The 16335-nt window shown below is 34.8% G+C and carries 15 protein-coding genes; 3 read left to right on the forward strand and 12 right to left on the reverse strand.

What is annotated here, in order from left to right:
* Window positions 1-8: 8 nt before the first annotated feature.
* The 11 genes from ACM39_RS00725 to ACM39_RS00775 all read right to left on the reverse strand — a co-directional run bounded on the left by ACM39_RS00725 (window position 9) and on the right by ACM39_RS00775 (window position 12925).
* Window positions 9-1295: a sigma-54 interaction domain-containing protein gene (locus ACM39_RS00725; RefSeq protein WP_048509106.1), complete on the reverse strand. Its 1287-nt coding sequence runs from the start codon at window positions 1293-1295 to the stop codon at window positions 9-11.
* A gap of 101 nt (window positions 1296-1396) precedes the next feature.
* Complete coding sequence (locus tag ACM39_RS00730) at window positions 1397-1816, reverse strand: hypothetical protein (RefSeq protein WP_048509107.1); 420 nt, start codon at window positions 1814-1816, stop codon at window positions 1397-1399.
* Window positions 1817-1882: 66 nt separating this feature from the next.
* Window positions 1883-3319 (reverse strand): tRNA (N6-isopentenyl adenosine(37)-C2)-methylthiotransferase MiaB, encoded by a 1437-nt coding sequence (gene miaB, locus ACM39_RS00735; protein WP_048509494.1) that lies wholly within the window; start codon window positions 3317-3319, stop codon window positions 1883-1885.
* A 541-nt stretch (window positions 3320-3860) separates the two neighbouring features.
* Window positions 3861-4199: a hypothetical protein gene (locus ACM39_RS00740; RefSeq protein WP_048509108.1), complete on the reverse strand. Its 339-nt coding sequence runs from the start codon at window positions 4197-4199 to the stop codon at window positions 3861-3863.
* Between the two features lie 5 nt (window positions 4200-4204).
* Window positions 4205-4690: an energy transducer TonB gene (locus tag ACM39_RS00745; protein WP_048509109.1), complete on the reverse strand. Its 486-nt coding sequence runs from the start codon at window positions 4688-4690 to the stop codon at window positions 4205-4207.
* A 112-nt stretch (window positions 4691-4802) separates the two neighbouring features.
* Window positions 4803-6038 (reverse strand): MFS transporter, encoded by a 1236-nt coding sequence (locus ACM39_RS00750; protein WP_048509110.1) that lies wholly within the window; start codon window positions 6036-6038, stop codon window positions 4803-4805.
* Window positions 6038-7771 carry a thiamine pyrophosphate-dependent enzyme gene (locus ACM39_RS00755; protein ID WP_048509111.1) on the reverse strand — a complete coding sequence of 578 codons (1734 nt, stop codon included), beginning with the start codon at window positions 7769-7771 and terminating at the stop codon, window positions 6038-6040. Before ACM39_RS00755 ends, ACM39_RS00750 begins: the two co-directional genes overlap by 1 nt.
* A gap of 207 nt (window positions 7772-7978) precedes the next feature.
* Window positions 7979-8398, reverse strand: a complete 420-nt coding sequence (locus tag ACM39_RS00760; RefSeq protein ID WP_048509112.1) for a hypothetical protein — start codon at window positions 8396-8398, stop codon at window positions 7979-7981.
* A gap of 49 nt (window positions 8399-8447) precedes the next feature.
* Complete coding sequence (gene lysA, locus ACM39_RS00765) at window positions 8448-9647, reverse strand: diaminopimelate decarboxylase (RefSeq protein ID WP_185097438.1); 1200 nt, start codon at window positions 9645-9647, stop codon at window positions 8448-8450.
* Between the two features lie 255 nt (window positions 9648-9902).
* Complete coding sequence (locus ACM39_RS00770) at window positions 9903-11126, reverse strand: PolC-type DNA polymerase III (RefSeq protein WP_048509114.1); 1224 nt, start codon at window positions 11124-11126, stop codon at window positions 9903-9905.
* A 272-nt stretch (window positions 11127-11398) separates the two neighbouring features.
* On the reverse strand, window positions 11399-12925 hold the full coding sequence (locus ACM39_RS00775) for a helicase HerA-like domain-containing protein (protein ID WP_048509115.1): 1527 nt from the start codon (window positions 12923-12925) through the stop codon (window positions 11399-11401).
* A 334-nt stretch (window positions 12926-13259) separates the two neighbouring features.
* On the opposite strand from ACM39_RS00775, the gene ACM39_RS00780 reads away from it, so the two are divergent.
* From ACM39_RS00780 to ACM39_RS00790, 3 genes are all read left to right on the forward strand, one after another.
* Window positions 13260-14669, forward strand: a complete 1410-nt coding sequence (locus tag ACM39_RS00780) for an MBL fold metallo-hydrolase (RefSeq protein ID WP_048509116.1) — start codon at window positions 13260-13262, stop codon at window positions 14667-14669.
* A 10-nt stretch (window positions 14670-14679) separates the two neighbouring features.
* Window positions 14680-15057 carry a rhodanese-like domain-containing protein gene (locus ACM39_RS00785; protein ID WP_048509117.1) on the forward strand — a complete coding sequence of 126 codons (378 nt, stop codon included), beginning with the start codon at window positions 14680-14682 and terminating at the stop codon, window positions 15055-15057.
* A 66-nt stretch (window positions 15058-15123) separates the two neighbouring features.
* Window positions 15124-15423, forward strand: coding sequence for a thioredoxin family protein (locus ACM39_RS00790; RefSeq protein WP_048509118.1), 300 nt, complete (start codon window positions 15124-15126; stop codon window positions 15421-15423).
* 58 nt (window positions 15424-15481) lie between these two features.
* Here the strand turns inward: ACM39_RS00790 and ACM39_RS00795 are convergent, their stop codons facing one another.
* Window positions 15482-16234, reverse strand: coding sequence for a nitrilase-related carbon-nitrogen hydrolase (locus tag ACM39_RS00795; protein ID WP_048509119.1), 753 nt, complete (start codon window positions 16232-16234; stop codon window positions 15482-15484).
* Between the last annotated feature and the right edge of the window lie 101 nt (window positions 16235-16335).

Here is a 16335-nt window from a genome sequence, read left to right on the forward strand (position 1 = left end):
TAAGTTAGTTATTCTTCCAGGTTATATTGTTTTATCTTCCTGTATAGTGTTCTTTGCGAAATCCCCAATTCATCCGCAGCTTTATTCCTCCTTCCTCTATGTTTCTCCAATGCTTTGATAATCAAATCTTTTTCATTATTTTGAAGAGACAAAGATTCTGGTTTATCATCTTCAATTTCAATATCTTCAAAGTCTTCATAACTATTCTCCGGACTGGAAATAATAGTTGGGTTCTGAACGACAGGATTATTATTATTCTCAAAATACAATAAAGAACTCGAAGGTGCAGCCTGCTGACTTTCAGGAGTGTAAATCCTGTTAATCAACGTTTTCTCCTGATTGCTCAGATCATTAGTTCCCCGGTTCTTAATTAATTCCGAAGTTAAGGATTTTAAATCATTTATATCGTTTCGCATATCGAAGAGAATTTTATACATAATTTCTCTTTCGCTGCCAAAATCGCTTTGCTTTTGCCCATTCGGAGTGTTTACCACCATTGGCAAATGAGTTTCCATCGGGATATATTCTGCCAATTTTTCAACGGTAACATGACGTTCTCTTTCGACAACCGTCATTTGCTCAACCAGGTTTCTCAGCTGACGAACATTCCCCGGAAATGTATAATTTTCAATATAATGAACTGCGCCCGGTTCCAACTCCAATTCCGGCATTCTGTATTTTTCGGCAAAATCTATCGCAAACTTCCTGAATAACAAATGAATATCGCCTTTTCTATCTCTCAAAGGCGGCATATCTATTTGCACGGTATTTAATCGATAAAATAAATCTTCACGGAATCTTCCATCATGAATTGCTTTCATCATATTCACATTGGTAGCCGCAACAATTCTTACGTTTGTTTTTTGAACCTGAGAAGATCCCACTTTCATGAATTCACCGCTTTCCAACACTCTCAATAAACGAACCTGTGTCTGCAAAGGCAATTCACCAACTTCATCCAGGAAGATTGTGCCGCCGTCAGCAACTTCAAAATATCCTTTTCTGGTTGCTGTAGCTCCTGTAAATGCCCCTTTTTCGTGCCCAAACAGTTCGGAATCAATAGTACCTTCGGGAATTGCTCCACAGTTGACCACAATGTAAGGCTGATGCTTTCTTTTTGATTCTGAATGAATGATTTTTGGAATAAATTCTTTACCAACACCACTTTCCCCTATTACTAAAACGGAAATATCTGTTGGTGCCACTTGAATTGATTTTTCTAAGGCCCGGTTGAGGGCTGGAAAATTTCCAATTATTCCGAAGCGGTTTTTTATATTTTGTAATTCGTTGCTCATATGTAAATTTTTAGATTATTGACTTAATTTAATTTACAGTTTATCAGTTTGATGTAAATTAATTTAATAAATTGATGAATATTTACCCATCACATCTAGTATTAAATCTTTAGATCTAAATAATCTTTGTTTCTAATCTTTGAAACTTTATTTTTTAAATATGTGCTTTCAAAAAAACTATAGTTTTTCTGTTTTTCGAAATTTATCCGGCTTATATTATGCTTTTCACCTTCGTGATAAGCTATTTCAAAATCATTCTTGTTAAAGCCTGCATTTTGCTGTATTTCAGGAAGAAATTTATTAACAATATCTACAGCTTTTCCTTTTTGACTGAATGTCTGATATGATGTTTTCTTAGGTATAAAAAAAGCTTGTGAATTATGGCAGAAGAATTGACTGTATATTTCACAAATCTTTTTACAATCGTTATGCTCAATGGCATCATTAGGTATTTGTGCCGAGATATTGCTATAAATAATTACCAATAAAACACTAAGGCAATATTTCTGAAATTTTTCCATTGTCTTTTTATAGGTTAGTATTGATAATAATTTATTTATTCTGTTATTGTAATTGTAAGTTGATTGTTACTCAGCAACTCTCCCTAAAAGCGTGCCCTGTGTGTTGTCATAAACAAAAACGTCCACAATGTCACCAATTTTTTGCCCTTCAGACATATCAAAAACACAAACAGCATTTTGAGAATTTCTTCCCTTCCATTGATTTTTATTTTTTTTGGAGGTTCCTTCAATTAGAATCTGATGAACTCTTCCAACGTAACCAGCCATTCTCTTTCTTGAAAGTTCGCCCTGTAAAGCAATCACCTCTGCCAGACGTCTCTGCTTCACATCAGCAGGAATATTGTCTTCCATTTTCTTATGAGCCGGAGTCCCGGGTCTTTCCGAATATGCAAACATATAACCGTAGTCATATTCTACTTCTCTCATTAAACTCAATGTATCCTGGTGATCTTCTTCAGTTTCGTTACAGAAGCCAATGATCATATCTTGAGAAAAAGAAATGTCGGGAACAATTTCTTTTGCTTTTTTTATTAAATCTAAATATTCTTCACGCGTATGCTGCCTGTTCATTGCTTCTAGCATTCTATTGCTTCCACTCTGAACCGGAAGATGAACATATTTACAGATATTATCATGCTTCGCCATCATTTTGAAAACATCCAAACTCATATCCTGAGGATTAGATGTTGAGAATCGTATTCTCATTTCAGGAATAGCTTTCGCCACCAAATCAAGTAATTGAGCAAAATTAACAGCTGTTGCTTTCTGCATTTCAGATGCTTTAGCAAAATCTTTTTTAGGACCTCCCCCATACCAAAGATAAGAGTCAACATTTTGTCCTAAAAGCGTAATTTCTTTATATCCTTTATTCCAAAGATCTTTACATTCATCAAGAATCGAATGTGGGTCACGGCTTCTTTCTCTCCCTCTTGTAAACGGAACCACACAGAACGTACACATATTATCACAGCCTCTTGTAATGGTAACAAAAGCCGTAACACCGTTTCCACCCAGACGAACAGGATTAATGTCTGCGTAAGTTTCTTCTTTTGAAAGAATTACATTGATCGCATCTCTTCCGTCTTCAGTTTCCTTTAACAGATTTGGTAAATCTCTATACGCGTCCGGACCAACAACAAGATCAACTAATTGTTCTTCTTCTAAAAATTTAGTTTTCAATCTTTCAGCCATACATCCGAGAACACCAACCGTCATGCTTGGTCTTTCTTTTTTAAGATTTTTGAACTGAGCAAGGCGCATCCTTACCGTCTGTTCGGCTTTTTCACGAATTGAGCATGTGTTAAGAAGAATAAGGTCGGCTTCTTCCACCTTCATTGTTGTATTGTACCCCTGTTCATTAAGAATAGATGCAACAATCTCAGAATCAGAAAAGTTCATCTGACAACCATAACTCTCCAAGAATAATTTCTTAGAGTTTTCAGGTCTCTCTGCAATTGCAAAAGCCTCTCCTTGTTTTGTTTCGTCTATATATTTTTCTTGCACGATAATCGGTTTAATATTCAACATATTAAGGCTCAAAAAATAAATTCCTGAACTTTAAAAGTAGATTAGTTTGCAAAGATACAAAATATTGTGACAGAATGGCAGGATTATCTTTCATTGAATGCTGTTGAAAAATCCATTGGAAATGAAATCCTTTATTTAATACGGATATTTGTATATAAAGCTGCTCCTCATTTCTTTTTACATCTTGCCAGAGTTCTCATAAAGCTTCATTAAAATTTAATTATCAATTATGGGATAGATTCCCGGATCAACAATATTTATATCTTTGACTTATATAAAACTATAAATTAATACTGCAATAATATGATAATAAGTAAAAAATGCCATGAAATTATCCTGAAAATGTTTCTCAAAACCCATACTTCCATTTGGATATTTTGCAGATAAACGAAATTGTTCACATTAATCCTTCTTATAATTAAATCAACATAAAAACTTTCTTAATCTCCATGGTCAAAATGGTCTGTTGTAAAATTGATTTTAATAACTTTCTTAGAAACTACGGGTTTCCCGTCTTTTATGGCTGGCTTCCATTTCTTTTTACTTTTTTGATAGCAAAATCCATGTCTTCAATAAACATTTCACTGTTTTTTACCTTAGGAAGAACATCAAGATTACTGATTTTACCGTTTTCATTCACATCAAATACGAATACGAATTGTCCGTTCACCGCATATTTATTCAAATCAATATAAGCATGAATCATTTTTAAAAATTCTTTCGTGAAAGCATCATCTCCTCCCGGAAACTCTGCATTTTGTGAAGTTGTAACAGATTTATTTTTCAATTGGAAATCCTGCGAATATCCTTTAAAACCAGCGAAAAACAAAAATAGCATTAAAATATATCTTTTCATAAAGATTACATATCGGCAGACATCGATGAAAAACTCATCTTTAATTTCATTTCAGATTTTATAGGTTCCCCACCGCATGTTGCCGGAGACCAGTTTCTCTTGATTCTTCTCACCACATACTGCATATCATCAAAGAAAACATCACTGTTTAAAACCTTTGGATCACCCGAAACATCAATCACTTTTCCTGTTGCATCGATCGTCAGGGTAAAAGTAAAATCTCCAGTCAATGTATAAAATTCAGAATTAAGATAGGTATACATATATTTTCTTAACAATTCTTTATATGCAGCAGCCCCACCTTCAAAACCCGCAGGTTTAAAATCGCTACACCCCTTCACCGCAACTTGTAAAAATGGTTCTTTAATATCTATTTTTAGAAGGTTTTTATTGTTCTCAACAATAAAAGAATCATCTCTATCTTCTAAATCTGTTTGTGCAAACGTAAAATTTGCCACAAAAAGCCCTATAAATAATGCTATCGCTTTCATAGTATATTATTTTTGTTCAACTTTATAAAACCCAAAATTACGCCAAAAAATAAAAGAAACTTCACTAAAGAGCGAAGTTTCGAAGAAATTTTAATTTAAATTAATTAAGTATTTAAATGCCGGCTTGAGCTTTGCTGCCCGTTTCTTTCAACATTAATGAAACCAAAATTGCCAAAACAATTCCTGAAACCCAAAATAGAACAGAATGCTGAAAATGTAAATTTCCCGCAGAAATATCCAAGCTTTTACCAAACCATCTACTAAAAACAGGACTCAATAAAGTTGTTACTCCAAAAGTGATAAAATTAATTGCTCCTGTTGCACTTCCTTTCACAAAATCAGGATTGGCCTCTTTAATAACAGAATAAGGAATCATAGCCGCTCCGGAACCCAACCCGAGAATAAACATGCTGATTTTTGCAGGATACAAATCGGGAAGATAAATTAATTGCAGCAAACTGATGATCATTAAAACTGCACCAGCAATTAATACAGGTTTTCTTCTTCCAATTTTATCAGTAATAAAACCCAATAACGGACATCCAAAAACCCATCCGAAGGCAACCATCGCACTGGTAATTGCAGCTTCATGAAAAACAAATCCTTTATCTTTTTCAAAAAATGCCACGGCCCAAGTCATTGCAAAAATGGTGGTGGGAGCAAACAACAACCCGGAAATAATTCCGCAGAGCCATGATTGAGGATTTTTAAAAACGATTTTATAAGGTTCTAGATAGCCGATAGGTTTGGTTCCGTATTCTGTAGGTTCTTCAGCTTTTTCTTCTTTAGGAATAATGAAAAACAGGCCGAAAGCTGTAATAATAGTTACAATTCCTGAACCTAGCCAAAAAGTATCAACATTTATCCCTTCCTCAACCCAAGGCCCTACAATAAACTGACCAGCAGTTCCGCCCAACATCCCGATACATTGAGTAACTCCGATGGCTGTCGCCAAAGACTTTGAAGAAAAACCTTTACTTGCAAGATAAACACAGCCGGGAAAAGCAAAAGCGCAACCCGCACCCTGCATTAATCTTCCTGAAACGCCCGCTACCTGGCTTGAAATTAAGAATAATAAACAACCAACTCCTAAAACCAATGCTCCTACAAAAAGAGACTTTTTACCCCCAAATTTATCTAAAGCGATTCCTGCAATCAGACTGCATGTGGAATAGGTGTAATAATACGTTCCCACCATGCTGATCAATTTCAGTTCAGTGGTATCAAAATTATTGACCAATTCAGGAATCATTACTGCCGGAGCAGACCTGATGACATAATCCAAAAAGTAAAAAACAAGCCCGAAAATCCAGGCTATGATGTAGAATTTCTTCAGAGATGCACTCATTATAGCAATCCTTTAATATGTTTATAGTTTGTTTTAACCGTATCTAAGGCTTCTTCCATTTTACCTCCAAGCATAAGTTGCGCCATAGATTTTGTCATCCCTACGACTTGTTCGAATTCAATTTTTGGAGGTAAAGCCAAGGCATTTGGATTGGTAAAAATATTTAATAAATAAGGTCCGTTGTACTCAAGACATTCTTTGATAGCAGCCTCAACCTCTTCGGGTTTATGAACATTTTTTCCAGGATACCCCATGGCCTGCGCTATCATTCCAAAATCAGGATTTATCATGTCTGTTTCATTATCGGGCATTCCACCAACTTCCATTTCCAATTTTACCATTCCCAGCGCCCTGTTGTTAAAAACAATCAGCTTTACAGGTAATTTGTATTGGAAAATCGTTGCCATATCTCCTAATAACATAGACAAACCTCCATCTCCGCACATCGCAATCACCTGTCTGCCGGGATGAGCCAAAGATGCACCAATTGCCATAGGCATTGCGTTCGCCATTGAACCGTGATTGAATGAACCCAACATTTTACGTTCACCCGTTCCGGTAATATATCTCGCTCCCCAAACACAGCACATTCCTGTATCTACGGTAAAAATTGCATCTTTTTTAGCTAACCTATCTAATGTATGTGCTACAAATTCCGGCTGAATTGCATTTTCTTTCCCAAAATCTTTTACATAGGTAAATTGAGTTTGTTTTACTTTTTCATAAAATTCCAATTGCTGATTTAGGAAATGAGCGTCTGTTTTTTCTTTTAATAATGGCAATAAAGCTTTGATAGTTTCTTTAACATCTCCTGCCAATCCCAATTCCAGCTTAGCTCTTCGGCCTAGCCGTTCGGGACTTTCATCAATCTGAACAATTTTATTCTTAACGGGCATAAACTTTTGGTAAGGAAAATCCGTTCCCAAAAGAATCAACAAATCCGCATCATGCATAGCATGATATGCAGAAGGAAGCCCTAAAAGTCCCGTCAAGCCCACTTCATTAGGATTATTGGGCTGAATCGCCATTTTTCCGCGGAAGGAATATCCTACCGGAGATTTTAAATATTTTGACAGCTGTACTACTTCAGCATTGGAGTTTTCGGCGCCAATACCACAGTAAATGGTAACTTTTTCGCTTTCGTTGATTAAACTTGCCAATTGATTCAATTCATCATCAGACGGGCGAATAACCGGATTGGTTTTAAATATTTTATTGGAAGTTGTCGCTTCTTCAGCATCCAATTCAGAAACATCGCCCGGAAGACCGATTACCGCAACTCCTTTTTTAGAAATCGCATGCTGAATGGCAGTCTGAACCGTCCTCTGAACCTGTTCCGGCCTTGTAATCATTTGGTTATAGTGACTGCAATCATCAAATAATTTTGTGGTATTGGTTTCCTGAAAATAATCCATTCCCATTTCTTCACTCGGAATCGTGGAAGCAATGACCAACATCGGAACATGAGAACGATGCGCTTCATAAACTCCATTAATCAAATGAACGTGTCCCGGTCCGCAGCTTCCCGCACATACCGCAAAACCATCAAGCTCTGCTTCTGCTGCGGCTGCATATGCTCCAACTTCCTCATGCCTTACATGAATCCATTCTATACTGCTTTTTTTAACGGCAATATTCAAATGATTAAGGCTGTCACCGGTTACCGCATAAATTCTTTTCACATTTGCATTTTCGAGCATTTCAACAATTTGCTCAGCTATGTTTTTAGCCATAATTAATATTTTTTTGGTGGTTAAATTATATTCGAAAAAAAACGGATGTGAATATGGTTTGATAAAGACATTTCTTTACTTGAAAAATATATCTCTATCAAATTTAGGGAATAATAAATGTTTTAAAGATTCCTGAGTATTAAAATTTACCTGCAAACAAAAAAGACTTTGCTACATTGCAAAGTCTTCTACTATTTTTTTTATTAATTATTTGTTAGAGGAAGCGTAATTTATTCTGCTATCGAGAGGATTATATCCTCTTGAAAAGCTTAAATCAACAGAAATATTCTCTTTTTGAGCAGAAGCGAAATGTTTTGCCATTCTTGAAATATCTCTTTTTACTTCCTTTTCAAAAGATGTATCAAAAACTTCCGGAGAAATTTTTATATCTGATATTTTACCGTTTTTATCTACAGTAAAATTTAATTTAAAATCACCCAAAACCTGATATTCATTTGCCGTATATTGTAGGTTTCCGGCCAAATCCTTTTCAAATCTGTCAAGACCTTTTGGATAGACTTTTTCGATTTGATTTTTATTAACCTCAACTTTTATATTCGTGTTATTCTGTTGAGAAAATGAAAATGTGAAAATTGAAACCGTTAATATTAAAAGTATTTTTTTCATAAAATTTGATCTTTTGGTTGAATAAAGATACTTTTTTTTCTTATAAAATTTACAAGACTTCAATCTGATTTCTCAATAAATCTTCGAATTCATCTCTTTTTCTTATTAAGTGAGCTTTCCCGTCTAAGAAAAGGACTTCGGCAGGTTTTAATCTTGAATTAAAATTTGAACTCATTTCAAAACCGTAAGCTCCTGCATTATGGAATGCCAAAACATCACCTTCTCTTACTTCATTCAGTTTTCTGTCCCAGGCAAAAGTATCTGTTTCACAAATATTCCCAACTACCGTATAAATTCTTTCCGCCCCTTTTGGATTAGATAAATTCTCGATAACATGGTAAGAATCATAGAACATTGGACGAATCAGATGATTAAATCCGGAATTTACCCCAACGAAAACCGTAGCTGTTGTTTGCTTGATAACATTAGCTTTTACCAATAGATATCCGCTTTTTCCCACTAAGAATTTTCCTGGTTCGAACCATAATTCGAATTTTTTTCCTGTAGATTTCGAAAATTCGGAGATTACTTTTTCTACTTTTTTCCCTAATGTTTTCACGTCAGTTTCCTCTTCACTGTCTTGATAAGGGATTTTGAAACCGCTTCCCATATCCAGATATTTCAGATTAGGGAAATGCTCAGAAAGCTCCAGCATAATATCCAAAGCCTGTAGGAAAACGTCAGGATCTTTGATTTCGCTTCCTGTGTGCATGTGAAGACCTTCTACATTCAGGTTTGTAGATTTCATTACCCTTTCGATGTGACGAACCTGGTGAATAGAAATACCAAATTTACTATCGATATGACCTGTAGAAATTTTATAGTTTCCACCTGCAAAAATATGCGGGTTGATTCTTACTAAAATTGGATACGTGTTTCCGTATTTATTTCCGAATTGCTCAAGAATAGAGATATTATCAATATTAATATGCACTCCGAATGTCATCGCCTCCTCTATCTCAGCTAAGTCTACACAGTTTGGAGTAAATAGTATTTTTTCTTTAGGAAACCCTGCTTTCAGGCCAAGTTTCACTTCATTAATTGATACACAATCCAAAGAAGCACCCAGATTCTTGACATACTTTAGAATGTTGATGTTTGTCAACGCCTTCGCTGCATAGAAGAACTTTGTGTGTTTTAAAAAAGAAGATGTAAGTTTTTCGTATTGAATTTTAATAGATTCTGCATCGTAAACATACACCGGTGTGCCAAACTCATTGGCAATCTTTAATAATTCTTTTGAATTCATAATTTCAATTTTACATAAAAAAAGGCAGATTCTTCGAAAAGAGTCTGCCGCAATAATTATTTTTTATGCAAGGCAACTCTTTCAAATATTCCAAACTTTAGAAAACTTAACAGTTCCCTTTTTTCCAGTTTTATTTTGTTTAAAATTTTGCATTGCTTTTTTATTCTTTTGCAAAAATACTATTTATTTTGAGAAAATTAATTGAAAAGCATTTTCTTCTTGATAAAACACGTACATGATCATAAAAATACCCTCTTATTTGGGCAACGGTAGTGTCTCAAAATCACCACGAAGCAATGCCAATTGTAAATCGTTGTTCAAATCTGCCGACTGAAACAGCAGATCTATTTTTAATTTAGAAAGTTTACTGAGTGTCTGAATTTGTGTAAAAAGCTCATAAAAACCGTAAGAAATTACCTTTCCATTTTCAATAATTAAAAATAATTTTTCACCTAATTTCCTCCCCTGCCCCAGCCAAAGTTCGTTTCTTCCTTTGAAATCAATTTTCTTTTTGAACACATTGATATCGTTATATTCTTCAATTTTTCCGATAAATTGAACGGCTTTTGAGCCTTGTGTAAAAGACCTGAACTTCAAAATAGGTTTCTCTACTTTATTTAATGTATTTTTCTCAACGATATATTTGTTATTTCTAAAATACAGCCCAAAAGGAAGTACTTCTCTTTTCTTGATATTTTTAGAATTTAAAATAAGTTTTGCAATGATATCCGTTCCTGTGAGTTCAAAATTGATTTGCTCAACTGCCCTTTGAATCTCCTCCCATTTTTTAGACTTAGAATTGAAAATTTTTTTTGAATATTTATTAATATCCTGAACATAGTCTGAGAAAATAATTTTTCCTGATTCATCCTGAAAATAAACAAAGCCCTTTTCATTTGGCAAATCCTGAGTCAACACTTTGATTTTATTAATATAGGTCTTTGCATTGGTTTCGTCATGCTGCTTTTGGATAATCTCATTTTCCGTATCTTTTGAAACTAAAAGCTTAAACAACTCTAAAGTGGCTCTTGCATCGCCATCCGCTCTGTGATGGTTCGTCAAAGGAATTCCAAGTGATTTTACCAATTTCCCAAGAGAATAACTTACCTCGTCAGGAATCAATTTCTTAGCTAAAGGAATTGTATCTAATGTATTGATTTTAAAATCATAACCAAGCCTGCTGAATGACTGACGCAGCATCCTGTAATCAAAATCGATATTATGCCCGACTAAAGTTGTGTTCTGAGTAATTTCAATTACTCTTTTCGCAATTTCATGAAATTTTGGCGCAGTTTTAACCATTTTCGGAGTGATATTAGTCAGCTTTTGCACAAAAGGAGTGATATCACCTTCAGGATTAACAAGGGAAATAAACTGATCAACAATCTTTTGCCCATCATATCTGTAGATAGCAATATCAATAATACTTTCTTTTCTGTAACCCGCACCGTTACTTTCTATATCAATTATGGAGTACAATTTCTTTAATTAAAATCAAATTATAAAATTAGGTATAAATTAATGGAATATCTGTATTCCTTCATAATTTTCACCCATTAATATTAGCTTTTTTGCTAATTTCAAATAATAAAAACACTTCAAAACCGGAAAATGCTATGTGACAATTTCAAACAAATAATTTTGTTTTCAAACTGTTACACAGCATTCCCCATTATTTGGAAACCAGAAATAATAACTCAAAAAGCTTACCATTCCTGAAAGTACTAATATATAAATTTATTTATATAAAATTATCTCTTTCTTCCTCCTAATCCAAGCATTCCTAAAATTGCTTTTGCTCCTTCACGCATCAGAGTACTTGTAAAAGTACGTCCCGCTTTACTTTGCAATACCTGCTCAAGCATTCCTGATTCTTCTTTCACCGGTTTTGTTTTTTGGTTTGGGGTAGCATTTTGTGTCGCCTGCTCCATTCTACTGACAAGCATTTCGTAGGCAGAATCTGTATCTACTACTTTCTCGTATTTAGCAACTAAAGCAGATTTGCCTGTAAGAGCAGAAACTTCAGCACTATTTAAAACATCCATCCTGGATTCAGGGGAAATTAGATAAGTATGTACTAAAGGTGTTGGAATACCTTTTTCATCCAAAGCAGTAATAAAAGCCTCTCCGATCCCTAAATTTTGAATCAGACTCGAGGCATTATAATATTCTGTAGTAGGATAATTTTCAACTGCTTTTGAGATTTCCTTCTTATCTTTTGCTGTAAAACCTCTTAGTGCATGCTGAATCTTCAGGCCTAACTGAGACAGTACATTCTCAGGAACATCACCCGGAATCTGAGTGATAAAATAAATCCCCACACCTTTCGAACGTATAAGCTTTACCATCGTTTCTATCTGAGAAAGAAGAGCTTTTGAGGACTCATCAAAAATCAAGTGGGCCTCATCAATGAAAAGGACAAGCTTAGGTTTCCCACTGTCCCCTTCTTCCGGAAATGTCATATATATTTCAGCAAAAAGCGAAAGCATAAATGTAGAGAACAATTGTGGCTTATTCTGAATATCAGCTACTCTCAAAATATTAACAACTCCTTTTCCTTCTCTTGTTTTGAGTAAATCCTGAACATCAAAGCTTAATTCACCAAAGAAACTTGCAGCACCCTGCTGTTCCAAAGCAACAATAGATCTCAAAATTGCCCCTAAAGAAGCAGGAGCAATTGAACCATAATTGGAAGCTAACTCAGCTTTACCCTGAGCATTTTCAGTGACATACTGCAGAACTTTTTTCAAATCATTCAAATCAATTAAGGGCAGCCCTTTATCATCACAATATTTGAAAACAATCGACATGATGCTCTGCTGCGTATCATTTAATTCTAAAATTTTACTTAGCAATATGGGGCCGAATTCTGTGACCGTTGCTCTCAACTTCACCCCTTCTCCTCCTGAAATTGTCATTAATTCTACAGGAAAAGCCTGTGGTTCATACTGAAGTTGAGTTTTAGCATATCTCTCCTGAATCATCGGGCTTAGGACCCCTGCTTCGGCAATCCCTGAAAAATCCCCTTTGATATCTAGCACCAAAGACGGAATTCCTGCATGAGAAAGCTGTTCTGCGAAAACCTGTAATGTCTTTGTTTTACCCGTACCTGTTGCTCCGGCAATAAGCCCGTGCCGGTTGATAGTTTTTAAAGGGATGGTAACATTTACCTCAGGTACCACTTCGCCATCCAGCATTGCTTTTCCTAATATAATATGTTCTCCTTTCGGAGTGTATTTAGAATTTAATTCTTCAATAAATTTTGCTTTGTCTGCCATTTGATTTTTTTAAAGACATAAAGATATAAGTTTTTAGAAAATATTTAATCTCCGAAATAATATTCTCATACAAATTCAGTTATTAATTATCATAAAACCAAATATATAATATGAGCACTGTACACTATTCTTTCTATTTTCCAAACATGATAAAAAACAGTCTACTAATTTAGTATTCTTTTACATCACTCTTTTTAACTGAAAATAAAGTACTTGAATAAATTTCTTGGAGAAAAAACTACAATATTGAAAGAAACTATCGAGCAGATTTAACATTTCATTTACTATTCATCTAATACTTCGTATCTTTATCTAAAATTTTAAAATAAAGCCAATGAAAGTTGAACAAATATATACGGGTTGTCTGGCACAGGGCGCCTATTATATTGTATCAGAAAATGAAGCTGCAATTATAGATCCTTTAAGAGAAGTAAAACCTTATCTGGATCGCCTGGAAAAAGATAATGTAACTTTAAAATACATCTTTGAAACACATTTCCATGCAGATTTTGTTTCAGGTCATTTGGATTTAAGCAAAAAAACCGGAGCTCCGGTTGTATACGGGCCAACCGCACAGCCTGAGTTTGATGCAATTATCGCGGAAGACAATCAGATTTTCGAAATCGGAAAAATAAAAATAAAAGCGCTTCATACCCCAGGCCATACAATGGAAAGTACCACTTATCTTTTAATTGACGAAAACGGTATTGAAACAGCAATTTTCACTGGAGACACTTTATTCTTAGGAGATGTAGGAAGGCCTGATCTTGCCCAGAAAGCAACCAATCTTACCCAAGAAGACCTTGCGGGGATTTTATATGATAGCCTTCAAAACAAAATTATGCCTTTGGATGACAGTGTAACCGTTTACCCTGCTCATGGTGCGGGTTCTGCTTGTGGAAAAAATATGCAGAAAGAAACGGTAGATCTTTTAGGAAACCAAAAAAGAACCAATTATGCTCTAAACCAGCCGGACAAAGAGTCTTTTGTAAGAGAAGTTCTTGACGGGTTAACTGCTCCACCAAAATATTTCGGAATGAACGTTGCCATGAATAAAGGCGGCTATGAAAGTCTTGATATTGTTATGGATAAAGGTTTAACACCTGTTTCTGTGGATGATTTCGAGGCATATGCAGAAGAAACCGGAGCTTTAATTTTAGATACAAGAAGTCCTGCTGAATTTTATAAAGGATTTATTCCCAATTCAATCAATATCGGTTTGAAAGGGGATTTTGCTCCTTGGGTCGGTACTCTAATCGTTGATGTAAAACATCCTTTACTATTAATCGTTGATGAAGGAACGGAAGAAGAAGCTATTACAAGGTTAAGCAGAGTTGGCTTTGATAATGTTTTGGGCTATTTAAAAGGTGGTTTTGAAGCATGGAAAGACGGAGGAAAGGAAATTGACGAAGTTAAAAGAATTTCCCCATCAGAGTTTGCTGAACAGTTCACAGAAAATTCTAAAGTAATAGATGTAAGAAAACTGACAGAATATTCTGCAGAACATATCGATAATGCATTTAATAAACCTTTAGACACCATTAGTGATTGGGTAAAATCAATTGATGATTCAGAACATTTTTTCCTTCACTGTGCAGGCGGATACAGAAGCATGATTGCGGCAAGCATCCTTAATTCACACGGAATCAGGAATTTTACTGAAATAGAAGGCGGATTCAACGGAATCAAAAAAACAGAAAAATTTCCGACCTCGGACTTCGTCTGCCAATCAAAAACAGTGTAAAAACCAGATAATGAAAGGAAAGATTTTTGGAATTATTTTTGCATCAGTTTTAATACTAAGTGCCTGCAAAACAGCACGTGTAGCAGAAGCGCCAAAAGCTGACATCAGAGAAGTTATCAACAATTCGGATGTGACTTTGGTAGATGTAAGAATTCCTGAACAATATGCAGAAGGAACCGCAAAAAATGCTATCAATATCCCTTTAGCTGATATTCAGAATAAAGCTCCATCTCTTCAGGGTAAAAAGGTAGTGGTATTTTGCAACAAAGGAATTCAGGCAGATAAAGCTGTTGAAATTTTAAAGAAAAATGGTATAGAAGCTTATGATGGTACAAGCTGGAAAAACGTAAAAGCCATTCAGGATGAAAAATCAGCTAAAAATAAATAAAATCAGCGTTTAGTTTATTCAGTTTAACGTTAACCTTTACACTTTAAAGTATTAAAAATAATAACTATGTCACAAAAATTTCAAGAAATTATCGATTCAGAAAGACCTGTTTTAATCGACTTTTTTGCAACCTGGTGCCAGCCGTGTAAAGTTCAGTCATCGGTTTTGACAACTGTAAAAGAAAACATTGGTGAAGGAGCCCGGATTATCAAAGTAGATATTGACCAATATCCTGCTTTGGCAAATCAGTACGGAGTGCGCGGAGTACCCACATTGGCTATCTTCAAAAAAGGAGAAATGCTTTGGAAGGAAAGCGGTGTACATGACGTCAATACGTTGACACAACTTTTACAACAATATTCTTAAAGCTGTGATTTTTCACAGTTTTTTTATTTGCACTTCCCACAGATTTCACGGCTTTTACCTATAATTCAATAGAAAAAGAATCTCTATCATTCAAAAATTGGAAATGGTTCCTGAAAGCTTTCAGTTCATCCAAATTTAATTCAGCGGAAATAATGTTCCCGTTTTTCTGTGACATTTCTGTTCCGTCTGCAAAAAAGCAATGCGAACTTTCCTGATAAAAAAGATGATTCCCGTCTGTCCCAATCCTGTTTAAACCAAAAACGAAAGACAAATTCTCGATTGCTCTCGCTTTTAGCAAATGTTCCCAAGCCCCCACTCTTTTTTCCGGCCAGTTGGCAACATATAAAACAGCATCATAATCATCATCATTTCTTGCAAAAACAGGAAAACGCAGGTCATAACAAACCTGCAGTAAGATTCTGAACCCATTATAATTGACAATTACTCTCTCTTTTCCGGGTGTATACACTTTATCCTCTCCCGAAAAAGAAAACAAATGTCTTTTATCATAAAAATCAATGGTAGAATCAGGCTGTACAAAATACATTCTGTTGTAGAAATTACCCTTGTTTTCTATTGGCGCACTTCCACAAAAAGCAGCGTTTTTTTCTTTCGCCATTCTCTTTAAAAATTCTAAAGATTCCTGATTTTTATCTGAAACCTCAGCCGCATCCATACAAAAACCCGTTGAAAACATTTCAGGAAGAAGAAATAAATCTGCCTCTTGACTTTGAAGCTGTTTTTCTATCAATTCAAAATTTTCTAATTTATTTTTCCAGATAATATCTAAATTCAGTCCTGTGATTTTCATAAACTTTGGTAAAAAACTTCAATAAAAATACGATTTTCCATTGATTTCGGTTCTATTTTTGATACGAATGTTTTTTAGTAATAACATTAAAAATGTAAAAT

The sequence above is a fragment of the Chryseobacterium sp. FH2 genome (assembly GCF_001045455.1).
Classification (GTDB): domain Bacteria; phylum Bacteroidota; class Bacteroidia; order Flavobacteriales; family Weeksellaceae; genus Chryseobacterium.